The organism is Aquimarina megaterium XH134, assembly GCF_000520975.1.
GTDB lineage: Bacteria > Bacteroidota > Bacteroidia > Flavobacteriales > Flavobacteriaceae > Aquimarina > Aquimarina megaterium.
Genome location: NZ_JACB01000001.1, coordinates 384,961 through 395,913, shown reverse-complemented (window position 1 = coordinate 395,913; position 10,953 = coordinate 384,961). Strand labels below are relative to the sequence as shown.

The window sequence follows — 10,953 nt, the reverse complement described above, 5'->3', positions numbered from 1 at the left end:
ATAATCCATCCCTTAAAAATGAACCCCAGATCAAATCTGGGGTAACAAATTACTTGGTTAAGATACATGTCGATACAACCACACCCCAAAGTGGGGTGTCCTTTAGATTTGCATTTAGATATTTCATAAATTAAACAACCCGTAGTCAAAACGATAAAAGTGCTGAGAAGTAATTATAAACATGAATTTTTCTTATCTATTCATTAAGCGGTAACTAGTGTGTTTATCCAAATATTGGGTTATAATCTCTTCTCTAATGTTAAAAAATTAAGAGTTTTTGATAGGTAGGGGGTACTTCATAAGTACCCCCTACCACTTATAGAAGTGGGGACCCCCTACTTCAAACACAGGATGATCCTATCTCAGAACTCGGTGCCACCTCTCTTTTTACTAGGTTTATCTTCTGTTTGAGGTACCCCCTGGGGACTTCTGAAGTGGGTATACATTGTATGATAACAAGATATACCCACTTGTTGAAGAGGGTGTTGTGCTTCAGTTTCTGTGGTACCCCCACTATAGTAAGTACCCCCTCCCCACTTGTATAAGTGCCTTTTTGGTGATTTTGTGAGGTTTTTTAACAAGAACTGTTAAAATTAAACTCTTGATTACACAAAAGAATAAGAGGTGTTATATTTAGTTTATGTTCGAACACTATTTTCAATGTCCATATTGCTGGGAGGAAATATCGATGCTTCTGGATCCTTCTGTACCGTATCAGGTATATGTTGAAGACTGTGAAGTATGTTGTAACCCTATGGAGTTGCATCCACGATTTGAGGATCAGGAATTAGTATCTTTTGAATCATTGAACATCGAACAATGAGACTAAATAGCTTACTTCAAGGGGGTTATGATATTTTTACTTTTTTTTAATAAAAATAGTGTTGTTTAAATTAAAAATGGTTGTATATTTGCACTCCGATTAGAAGATGAGATATGAACAGGATATAATCGGCAGTTCTTATAAAATAAAATTTACAAATCAGATTTCTGATTTACATAATATACATCGCGGGATAGAGCAGTAGGCAGCTCGTCGGGCTCATAACCCGAAGGTCACAGGTTCGAGTCCTGTTCCCGCTACTAACGACAACCTCTTGATTTTCAAGGGGTTATTTTGGTTTAGGAAAGTGTTTTTTTGAGCCATTTGAGTTGAAATATCAGTGAAGTACCTATTTGAAGTACCTATTTTTATAAAACTATTTGCCGAAAATACGCATCTCAGAGATAGCTTTGTTAATTACACTAGCATCTAAATAGTGTTTGTTTAGTATTTCATCCGTGGTGTGAGAATCTAATTTTTTCATATCATCATTAGTGGCAAATTTGAGATAGGTCATATAGGTTTTTCTTAAGCATTTAAGTTGCAGCTCCCTTCCAGTATTAAGTCTTTTGTAAAAATGGGTGAAGCCTTTTGATATGTTATCCATAATTGTTTCTGTGGATTGATTGGATCGATCAGGACATAATATATAATTATCTGAATTTTTGCATTGATTGTACCCTAAACGTAATAACAAATCTTTTAGATCTTGTGTGATTGGAATAATATTAGTTTTTACATTATCGTTAAAACCATCGCCTAACATTCTTTCAACTTTAAGATTGTTAAATTCGATGTAATACATTTCATTATTTAAAGTGTGGATCATATTCCATTTCAACTCCACCACCTCTTCTCGTCTTCCTCCTGTGTGTAAACAAAGCTCAACACCATCTTTAAGATAATCTCTATATAAATTTCTTTTTAACTTTCTCTTTATTCCTATGATGATCTCCCCATTTTCTTTGCACATGTTTTTAGGATCAACAAGATCGTAATATTCTCTTTCAGTAATGGTGTCATTATTTTTTTTGGTTGATCTTGGTTTTACTTTTAGGAAAGGATTTTTGTTTGGAAGATCATAGGTCTCTATTGCCCATTGATAAAAGCTTTTTAGAGTAGATATCTTTTTGTTGTATGTTTTGTTAGCATATTCGTGATCTTTTGTTAAATATGAATGAAAATAACCAACATGAATATCTGTTATTTTGTGAATAGGAAGTACTTTTTTGTTGATCCCTTTTTTAGATAAAGCTTCGTTAAACTGTTCCAAACTTTTGGATTGTTCGCTGATGTGTTTGTCTGAGCGATGAACTTTTTGGTGTTCAGGTACATCTACATTGTCCAAAAAATTTAGATATTCAATCTGAACATCAAAAAGGAATCCAGTTTTTTTTATTTCATTTGGTTCGGTTGTTACTGCGAATGTGTCTTTCATGAAACTTTTTCGGAATTCAATAGTTTTTAGAACAGCATCTTGGTAAGTGGTTACATCAAATGTCTTGCTAACTCTGCTCATGTTGCTTCCTGGTATATGGAACCTTGATCTAAATTTATGTTTTTCAAAGTTTGGACATTTTGAGAATTTGTTCGAGGTTTCTCCGCAATTAGGTTCTGTCCTCTTGATTTTTCCATCGTGCTGTTTTTCATTTTTTTGTGTCCAGAAGAAATGTTTTTTGCATTTGTTACAGTAAATACAAAGGCTTTCGTGTTTTTTTAAGGGAAGCTTTTTTCTTCGATTCATAATTGCTGTTTTAATATTAATAATTAGTTTTAATCCTTAGCAAAAGCTTTTGCAAATCTTGATTTGGGAGTAGATTTTTGAACTGATCTAAATGCTACTGGATTTTCATCACAAGTGGCTAGAACATATTCTAAGTAATCCTTATTTTTAAAATGTTTAAATAAAGTTTCCCAGTTTTGAGGGTGTTTAAGTTTTAAAGCGTTAAGAACTTGTTGATCTATTTCGCTTGTCGCCATAATTCTAAATGTCATTTTGCTTTTGCCTATATTAATAATGGGAAGGTTGAATTCTTGACACCACTTCTGGGCTGTTCTCCAATCTTTGGCATTTATAAGATCAGCTAACTCTTTCATTTCGATATATACGCTTTCTTTATTTTCATTAATTTTCATTTTGATACTTAGTTGCTGTACATCCAATTGTAGTGTCGGTGAATACAGTAGTGATTAAGTGTGCTTGACTTGTAGCGGTCATTTGCGTTAATTGATATTACTTTTTAAAATGTGTTCTGGTTGTACGGTGGGCGGATACTATTTTGCCATTGATTTGTTTTATTTCAATGTTCTGGTATTTGCCTTCGGTCAATAATTTGGCAATTTCTTCAGTGCCATCTATCCTTTCTGTGCTTTCGATGATACTGATCTCTCCATCTTTTTTGGTTATTTTTATATTACGAAAATCTTTGCTCCGGATTAAGGATAATGCTTTCGCTTCTTCATTTGTTAATCCTGCTGTTTCATTAAAAACAGGGAGCTTGTAAACGGGATTAAGATTTATCTTAACTGCTTTGTGTAATGAAAGTGCAGTATGATTTTCAATTTCTCCAGATTTAAGTTTTAAGAAGTAATCTTTTTCATCGAGCATCCAAATAGCATCAATGCCATTATCGTAAGAAATGACTATGTAGATGGGTTGGTTGTATAGAAGGACTAAGAATGTGTAATACTCTAATGCTGGATATTCTTTTTTGTCTTCTGCTATAATCATTTCAAACAAGACTTCCTTGCAGGCTTTCATTTCGGAATGGGTAAAACGTAGTTGTTTCATTTCGTTTAATATTCCCATCCAGATGATGTCGATTGCGCTAAAATAGTTCCATCTACGCAATGCATTAGGATCTCTTTTGTCATCTAATACACCAGACTGTTTCCAGCTATGTACAGTTCTTCTTGAAACCCCTTGTAGATCTTTTGCTTCAAAAATCAGTTCATTTAAAGCTTTGCTATGATTTTTAAAATTTATTTGCTTTGAGTTCATATTTTATTTTATAAATGTGTTTTAGCTAATATAACAATATTATATTACGTTACACTAACGTAACATATAATTTAACAAAACCTTTCAGGTATAAGTCACCTATTTAGGCTTTGTTTTTTAGTTTTTGGTTAATCCTTATTCTTTATGGCTAAAAGTGCTTTAAGGGCATCTGTCTGCCCTTTCTGAGCTTCAAAAGCCATCTTATTGCATTCGATTAAATCTGTATTCAGTTTTTGGATACTTTCTTCAAGCTTTACTTTAGTGTCTTTATTCTGTTCGTTTTCCTTTTCTAATTGATCAGTTTTTAGTTCAAGATTAGTTTTGGCGATTTGTGTATCTACTTTTCTTTTGCTTAGTGAAATTACCTTATCAAACATTTCTAAAATTTCCGTTCGTTTTTCAATAAGAGTTTCTCCAGATATTGATTTGTTTAAATGTGTTTTGATATGGAGTAATTCGGTTTCTGCTTCCTTATAATATCTGTTAGTTTCTTTTCCTTTTTCTTCTTTGTTAAACAGCTCAATCTTTCGTTCGATTTCCTTAAACAAGTCATTAATAAACTCTTTATTGAGATTGTAGGCTGTTTTTTTCTTGGATAGGAAAGCGTCTTTCGCTTCTATAGATTCGTTATAGAAGAAATTAAAATCAACATTAAATTCCTGACCAATATTAATTATTAATAGATGTGGTGCGCTTTTTCCTTTTCCTCCTTTAACATCTTTTCCTCGCATATGGGTTATAATATTTCTATTGTGAGGGTAAAATTTTAACCCAAATGCGGTTTCGCTAACAAGGTCAAGATTGGTTTGGTTTTTTTTGTGTAATTCTATAAGATAATCTACGAGTTTAAGTACTTGTCTATCTGTAATTTTTAATGCTGACATGTTAAATATGTGTTAAAATAGAAAATTTACAGAAACTTTCTGCATTGATAATCAGATGTTTATATTGTTAATTAAATGAGGGGTAATCACTTCTATTTAAATCTTATAGAAATATTCCATAGATTTGAGAATATTTCTATAAGATTTATAAAACAATTGCTTTCATAACTTATTTTTCTTCAATACGTGGCAAATGTATATAAATTTTACAGAAAATTTCAATAAAATTTCAATAATTTTTTAAAACAATTGGGGATATGTACACAAAAAAGGAATTTGAAGAACAATTGGAAACGCTCTACAACTACTATGCAGCGCCTATTCATAAGCTAGTGGAGCGTTCGGGATTAACCAGACCAACGGTTACTAAATTTTTAGAAGGGAAAACCTTGAGATCTTATAATCAAGACACTTTAATTGAAGCTGTAATCAAAATGAATGAAGAAGCTCAGGTAAAAAGAAGATCCCTTCAGGAACGAGGAAAACGTGTTATACAATTAGAGTTAGGACTAGTTGAAGGGGAAAACATAGAGAAAAGTGAATCTGCATAATAAAGCCTGGAGAAAGCAATGAAGATAGTAACAATTCAAGAACCACAAAGGGAAGAACTTCTTAGTAAAATACAATACGTATTTAAGCGTAAGACCCGACCCGACACCACACCTATCCATTACCGAAAGATACAGGTCAAAAGGGAAGATTAAGCATTATAAATTCTATTGAAAATCAGGTATCGATTTCAGTTGCTTTATGGCAATTGCAGAGTTTTTATGCCCTGTTTTTCAGTTTGAAAAGATGATAACACAACTATGATTATTAATTATTCCATTTCATTTCAGGCATTGGATCAATTCGTACTACGATTTAATAATGATCAACAAACTATTGGTACAAAGGTGAGACAGTCAATGCTAGCCACAGCAAAAGAAGTCATAAAGATTTATGGGGTTTCTCTTGTGAAATCTAATAAAGTGACCCCAATTGACCCTTGCAACCTACCTTCTTTACGGACAAATAATATGCAACTGGCTAAGATTACACAGGCGAGTGGTAGAACAATCCAGAGACATATAGATCGTCTGTTAGAGTGCGGGATATTAACCGAAAAAATATGGCACGGTTCACACTCCAGTTATGAGCTGTTCATAAACCCTAAAATACTGTGGATAAAAGGGGTTGGCAGTGTTGATAAGGTACAAGATGGTAGGAAGGGTGATGAAAATTTAAACATTGAAAATCAGGATGATAGAAATATCATTCTTCCAAAATGTCCGCATTCATACACTAATAAAAAAACTAATAAAAGAAATAATAGAATAATAGCTGTTGAAAAGCTTCAAAACAATTGGGAAGTGAATTTCGATGAAGAATTGAGATTGACTCAAAAAAACACAAATAAAAAGACCAATAAAAGTGCTGAAAAAACAGAAGAAAGGTGTTCGCTCTCGCTCACGGCTATAGATATAACAGAAAAAAAAGCTGAAAAAGAGACTGAAAAAACACGAAGGAAAGACTTTTTGAAAGAAGATGCACGAAGGAAAGATGCTTGGCGGGAAGAAACCAAGCTTGATGAAAAAACCGCGCAGGGTAGGCAAACTAGTGCGAGCAACATTGAGATTGGGCGAAACAAGGAGGGCAATGACCACCCTTGCGCTGCAACCCGCCACGCTTTCCTATCGAAATATGTCAATGAGTTATGGGGATTGGCAAAAGAGGTACTGTACAAAGATGTATGGTTAAATAAACGTCAATGTAACCTTGCGCTCACACTTTTGTATCAATGGTATGAACCTGTTTCCAATGAAAAAATGGATTATGTTCATAATGTCTACAAATCCAGAATTCACATTGCCCGTGATTATGTGGATCGTGATCCTGAAAATCGCTTTATAAAACTACCGTATGAATATTTTAATCCGAAATCTAAAGGTGGTTTTTCGGGAACGATGCCATGGTATCAGGCAGATAAACGACATAAGGAAGCCTTAAAACTAAAAAAGGTATTACGGGAAGAAATCAGAAAATTTAGAAAGAACGAAAAGAAGGATACAGCGGAAGCACGCCCCCGTTTAACAGTCTTCAGGGAGTGTGAACAACGCATAGGTAAATTGGGGATACCTGAGTTGTTGAGTACGTTTTATGCTGCCGTAATGAACCCAGAATTAAAAGAGTAATTGAATTAAAAAAAGTAAAAAATGGAACAAAAAACGAAGAAAAAAAGCTCAAGATTGGCACAAAAATTAAGAAAAGCAGTTCAGAATTTGAACGTTGATGTTTTTGGATATGAATCAAAAGTAACTACGAATATCATTAGTTATTTTTCAAAATTATCCAAAGAAACAGATTTACCGCAAGACAGGTTAGTAGTACGAATTTTCAAGGATAGAACAACCATAAATGTAGCAGTACACAATCAAGGAAGACCTGTTAAAAAGATTCCTGTAAAAGAATTGATTACCCTATTTACAAATTCCGAACCGTCAGGATTGTTTAGTCTGGAAGCTAAAGTGATACGAGGAATAGAAACATTTATGGACGGGTTTTCTAATACTCATCAAATGAATGTTGAACAATTACAAATCTGCATTATCACAAGCCATGATAAAGTTTGGATTAAAGGGTATAGCGGTATTGAGTTAGTGGAGGACATTCCATTGGGAGTATTAATTAAACATTTTATGGAATGAAGACAGGGAAAAAGAGAAAACGCTGGAATCCAAAAGAACATTCTAAATACAAAATGGTGGTGTATTTCAAGGATAAAGAAGCTACAGATCCGCAAAAGGACGATCAGGCAAGTACGTTTTATTCATTCGATTGGAAAAGTGGGTACTCACGGTTCCTTGATCCAGAAAAAGGATTGAATGGATTACATAAGAAAATTAAAGAATATGGAGAAAAAGCAAACTTTATACTCATTTATGACCGCACCACCGATAGGTTGATAGAAAAGTATTTTGAAGGAGAACCAGTAGAAGTTTGATTAAAAAATCACTTGAAATTAAAAAATAAGAAACAGGGATGAAAAAAGTTCGGGAATTATTAAAAAAATCAGAAATAAAGGAAGATTTAAAAATAGAAAAGCTGTCAACTGAAATAGTACGGTTATTGTATGTAGCACCGCTACTCAATTCGGATGGTTATTATCGTATGATTCTTCCCTATTTGGAATTGAATAAAGTAAAGGAATTTGATACAAGAGTAACTTCGGTAACTAAGTGGGATTTTGCGAAAACTTTTACGATAGGAACTGATACGTTACAAGAAGAAGAAATTCGATGGGCAGATTACATCATTTTTCCAATGTTAACAGAGAATTATATCTATCTATTTCAAGCAATACGAGTTTTGAACCCGAAAGTCTATTTGGTTATGGATATTACAAGACAGATTCATAAGATTCCAAAAATGCATGCGGATTATGATATTTTTAAAGAAGAAGATCAAGACAATTTATTTGAAAACCTTCTTCAGATGGATATGGTTACCACTCCAATCAAGCGATTGTGCAAATTATACCAGGAGTGGTTGGATAATAGTTTGAAAGAACAAACCGAGTTAGAGTTTTTTTGGCTTCCATCCTTGATCTCCAGTATAGGATTTGAAGATATTTCTTCAGTAGCCAAGCCAAATGATAATATCGTTAGGATAGGGATGATAGGGTCAATTAAATCAGCAGCCGATTATGAGTATTTTAAACCTGTATTTAAAAAGATTAAGGAAAAATATAAGGAAAAAGTAGAGCTGGTTATATTTGGTTGGAATGGTATGAGTTCAGATGGATCTGAGGTGTTAAAAGGAGTGAATGTTACTTATCATAAATCGGTTAGCTTTCTGGATTACTATCAGACCTTAAAAAATTTACATTTCGATGTGATCCTAATTCCAAAGCGTCCTTTGCAGTATTACATATATGCCAGTTCCGTACAATTTATAGAAGCAGCAGCAATTGGTGTTCCTGTAATTGCTTTAGAACCCTCTTCCTATGCTCAAGTTATAGATCACGGAACAAATGGACTATTGGCGTGGAAATTACCAGAATGGGAGTCAGCAATAACACGACTTGTTGATAAACCGGAACTTCGTAAGAAAATAGGTGAAAACGCTAAAAAATGGGCTTGGAAAAACCGCGCTTATTCTCAGAAAAACTTAGTAGTATTTAAAAATATTTTCGTTTAAAAACTTTGCTAAGGGAATGAACCCTACTAAAGTAAACGATAAGGGATAATTTTATTAATTATCCCTTATTCCTTTTATATACTCGGACAATTTCATCTGTTCTTTTTTGTGAAATGCCTTTGCCAAGGCATCAGATGTATATCCTAGTTCTGAAGCAATTGCTGTTTGCGTATAATTCCTGAATTTCTCGTCAACGTCTAACCTATACTTGACATAATCTAATTTTAGATCGCTAATATAATGTTTAAAAGACTTTCCTTTATTTGAGTTAACTATTTGAGAGAGATACCTTGGGTTGGTATCAAACCTTTTAGCCAAAATGTTAAGCGTAACTTTACCATTAAGGTATTCTCTATTGTCTTCAAACACTCTAAGCTTCTCCAGAACATCTTTTGTTAGATTATCAGCAATCTGCATTTCATAGGTAGTAGTGGAATTTGCTTTAATTTCTATTTGCGTTAGCACAATTGCTTCTTTTTTTGCTTGTGTGACAAGTTCAATAATATACATAGTCATCATTATGATGAATCCAAAATTGACTATAGACTGTTCTATTGTTTGATAATCACCAAAAGCAACCACAACTGGCATTAAGGATAAGGTGAATAATCCTAAATTTCCTGAAATCACTTTATATTTAAAAAGCATTGATTGATTCCGACTATCCGTCTTATAGACCTTTATCAAAGCTTTAGTTACCTGCACTAAAAAAGAAGCAGAAATAATTAGAGGTACTCCTAAAAATAGTCTTCGAGAAAGCTCTAAACTTCCAATAAAATAGTAAGGGAGTACGAATAATAATAGGAATGAAATCACTAAGGTGTACAGCAATGTTTTTACACCAAAATATTTAAAAGGATAAATGTTATATTCCTTATATGTATAATAGATGAAATATACAGGGGCTAAAATACCACTGGCATATGCAAGGATAGTTTGAAGTAAGATACTTATTATTACTATGTTTTTATCTGGAAATAACCCTGAACATAGGTTATATATAATATAGGTGATTGTAAGTATTAGAAATCGCATTCTCGTTTTATCATGTGGTCTGGCTATCACAAATAATAATTGTGCAAATAGAACCAATACCTGAAAAACCAAAATCACAAAGGTGATAGGTTTGATTTCTGTATCAAACATATAGTTAGTCTTTTTTTAGTAGATGAAGCGTATATCCTAAGTTTAGAGTCTTGATTATTTTAAAACCAAATTTCTTATACCATCCTAAATTAGAAACTACAGAAGTTTCTAAATAAATAGGTTTATCCCCACAATAGGTAATAACTTCCTGAAGGAGTTTACTACCAATACCTCTCTTTTGATACAGAGGATCGACACCAATGTACCATAAATGGACATAAGGAGTTTTCGGATAGTTCTTTTTTAGTATAGACTCTCTGCGGAGTGCAGCTCTTACTTTTTGTATTCCGATAACCTGGGCGACTAACTTAATATCCCATAGTATCGATTTGAAGGTAGTTTTTTTTTGATCAGAAAATAAAAGGATACAAGCAGCATTCTCATCATCGGAAATAAATAGCTGTCCAAATTCACTTCCTTGAAAAAATGAATATTCAACTAGTTTTTTAATTCGTTCAAGTCTTTTTTGATCTTGTTTTACAATGTAGTTAATAGATTGGTTGTCTTTAAACGATTCAGAAATGATTTCAATGATCCGTTTTTTGTTTGCATTAGAAGCTATCCCCATATAGCGCAATGAATTAGTGTAGGTTTATTAATAGTTTGTGTGTGTTCTTCTATGTATTAGTGTAAATAGAAGATGTATTGTTACTGTATAAATAACAGCATTAAGAAAAAATTGTTTCAATTTAACAGCAAGTTAACAGATTACCCTACTAGATATATGGAATAACCGTAAAACATTCCTGCTTTTCAAGAAAAACAGGATCGTTTTTCTTGAAAAGCGAGAAATTCAATTTGTTTTTATTCAAATAACACTGTTACATTTACAGTGCCTACCTACTCACAGTACAACTAACTAACTCAACGAAAAAAATAATAGTAAGGAAGTTCTTTCTTGCTTACGAAAACTGTATTTA

General features: G+C 32.9%; 12 protein-coding genes and 1 tRNA gene. 7 read left to right on the top strand and 6 right to left on the bottom strand.

The genetic code is table 11. The features are described 5' to 3' along the window. Positions 1-640 precede the first annotated feature (640 nt). Entirely contained in the window at positions 641-823 is a 183-nt protein-coding gene (locus Z053_RS30640; RefSeq protein WP_081748194.1) for a CPXCG motif-containing cysteine-rich protein, read from the top strand. Positions 824-1,010: 187 nt separating this feature from the next. Next, positions 1,011-1,083 (top strand) — tRNA-Met (locus Z053_RS0101860). 116 nt (positions 1,084-1,199) lie between these two features. Here Z053_RS0101860 and Z053_RS0101855 read toward each other — a convergent pair. The 4 genes from Z053_RS0101855 to Z053_RS0101840 all read right to left on the bottom strand — a co-directional run bounded on the left by Z053_RS0101855 (position 1,200) and on the right by Z053_RS0101840 (position 4,708). Beyond that, complete coding sequence (locus Z053_RS0101855; protein WP_025663334.1) at positions 1,200-2,567, bottom strand: tyrosine-type recombinase/integrase; 1,368 nt, start codon at positions 2,565-2,567, stop codon at positions 1,200-1,202. 29 nt (positions 2,568-2,596) lie between these two features. Continuing rightward, complete coding sequence (locus Z053_RS0101850) at positions 2,597-2,959, bottom strand: hypothetical protein (RefSeq protein ID WP_025663333.1); 363 nt, start codon at positions 2,957-2,959, stop codon at positions 2,597-2,599. A gap of 97 nt (positions 2,960-3,056) precedes the next feature. Next, on the bottom strand, positions 3,057-3,824 hold the full coding sequence (locus tag Z053_RS0101845) for a hypothetical protein (RefSeq protein WP_025663332.1): 768 nt from the start codon (positions 3,822-3,824) through the stop codon (positions 3,057-3,059). A gap of 128 nt (positions 3,825-3,952) precedes the next feature. After that, positions 3,953-4,708, bottom strand: coding sequence for a hypothetical protein (locus Z053_RS0101840; RefSeq protein ID WP_025663331.1), 756 nt, complete (start codon positions 4,706-4,708; stop codon positions 3,953-3,955). Between the two features lie 257 nt (positions 4,709-4,965). On the opposite strand from Z053_RS0101840, the gene Z053_RS0101835 reads away from it, so the two are divergent. The 5 genes from Z053_RS0101835 (at position 4,966) to Z053_RS0101815 (ending at position 8,887) form a co-directional block, all read left to right on the top strand. Next, positions 4,966-5,259 carry a hypothetical protein gene (locus Z053_RS0101835; protein ID WP_025663330.1) on the top strand — a complete coding sequence of 98 codons (294 nt, stop codon included), beginning with the start codon at positions 4,966-4,968 and terminating at the stop codon, positions 5,257-5,259. A gap of 258 nt (positions 5,260-5,517) precedes the next feature. Then, positions 5,518-6,882, top strand: coding sequence for a hypothetical protein (locus tag Z053_RS0101830; protein ID WP_025663329.1), 1,365 nt, complete (start codon positions 5,518-5,520; stop codon positions 6,880-6,882). Between the two features lie 21 nt (positions 6,883-6,903). Continuing rightward, positions 6,904-7,395 (top strand): hypothetical protein, encoded by a 492-nt coding sequence (locus Z053_RS0101825; protein WP_025663328.1) that lies wholly within the window; start codon positions 6,904-6,906, stop codon positions 7,393-7,395. Next, positions 7,392-7,691 (top strand): hypothetical protein, encoded by a 300-nt coding sequence (locus Z053_RS27715; protein WP_025663327.1) that lies wholly within the window; start codon positions 7,392-7,394, stop codon positions 7,689-7,691. Before Z053_RS0101825 ends, Z053_RS27715 begins: the two co-directional genes overlap by 4 nt. A 38-nt stretch (positions 7,692-7,729) precedes the next feature. Beyond that, positions 7,730-8,887: a glycosyltransferase gene (locus Z053_RS0101815; protein ID WP_025663326.1), complete on the top strand. Its 1,158-nt coding sequence runs from the start codon at positions 7,730-7,732 to the stop codon at positions 8,885-8,887. 54 nt (positions 8,888-8,941) lie between these two features. Here Z053_RS0101815 and Z053_RS0101810 read toward each other — a convergent pair whose 3' ends face one another. Both Z053_RS0101810 and Z053_RS0101805 read right to left on the bottom strand, forming a co-directional pair. Next, complete coding sequence (locus Z053_RS0101810) at positions 8,942-10,033, bottom strand: helix-turn-helix domain-containing protein (protein ID WP_025663325.1); 1,092 nt, start codon at positions 10,031-10,033, stop codon at positions 8,942-8,944. A 4-nt stretch (positions 10,034-10,037) separates the two neighbouring features. Further along, positions 10,038-10,601: a GNAT family N-acetyltransferase gene (locus tag Z053_RS0101805; RefSeq protein ID WP_025663324.1), complete on the bottom strand. Its 564-nt coding sequence runs from the start codon at positions 10,599-10,601 to the stop codon at positions 10,038-10,040. Positions 10,602-10,953 lie beyond the last annotated feature (352 nt).

What these genes read in the sequence shown, in the direction of transcription:
- Z053_RS30640 (WP_081748194.1), top strand. Translation starts at nt 641, where the DNA reads ATGTTCGAACACTATTTTCAATGTCCATATTGCTGGGAGGAAATATCG.
- Z053_RS0101855 (WP_025663334.1), bottom strand. Translation starts at nt 2,567, where the DNA reads ATGAATCGAAGAAAAAAGCTTCCCTTAAAAAAACACGAAAGCCTTTGT.
- Z053_RS0101850 (WP_025663333.1), bottom strand. Translation starts at nt 2,959, where the DNA reads ATGAAAATTAATGAAAATAAAGAAAGCGTATATATCGAAATGAAAGAG.
- Z053_RS0101845 (WP_025663332.1), bottom strand. Translation starts at nt 3,824, where the DNA reads ATGAACTCAAAGCAAATAAATTTTAAAAATCATAGCAAAGCTTTAAAT.
- Z053_RS0101840 (WP_025663331.1), bottom strand. Translation starts at nt 4,708, where the DNA reads ATGTCAGCATTAAAAATTACAGATAGACAAGTACTTAAACTCGTAGAT.
- Z053_RS0101835 (WP_025663330.1), top strand. Translation starts at nt 4,966, where the DNA reads ATGTACACAAAAAAGGAATTTGAAGAACAATTGGAAACGCTCTACAAC.
- Z053_RS0101830 (WP_025663329.1), top strand. Translation starts at nt 5,518, where the DNA reads ATGATTATTAATTATTCCATTTCATTTCAGGCATTGGATCAATTCGTA.
- Z053_RS0101825 (WP_025663328.1), top strand. Translation starts at nt 6,904, where the DNA reads ATGGAACAAAAAACGAAGAAAAAAAGCTCAAGATTGGCACAAAAATTA.
- Z053_RS27715 (WP_025663327.1), top strand. Translation starts at nt 7,392, where the DNA reads ATGAAGACAGGGAAAAAGAGAAAACGCTGGAATCCAAAAGAACATTCT.
- Z053_RS0101815 (WP_025663326.1), top strand. Translation starts at nt 7,730, where the DNA reads ATGAAAAAAGTTCGGGAATTATTAAAAAAATCAGAAATAAAGGAAGAT.
- Z053_RS0101810 (WP_025663325.1), bottom strand. Translation starts at nt 10,033, where the DNA reads ATGTTTGATACAGAAATCAAACCTATCACCTTTGTGATTTTGGTTTTT.
- Z053_RS0101805 (WP_025663324.1), bottom strand. Translation starts at nt 10,601, where the DNA reads ATGGGGATAGCTTCTAATGCAAACAAAAAACGGATCATTGAAATCATT.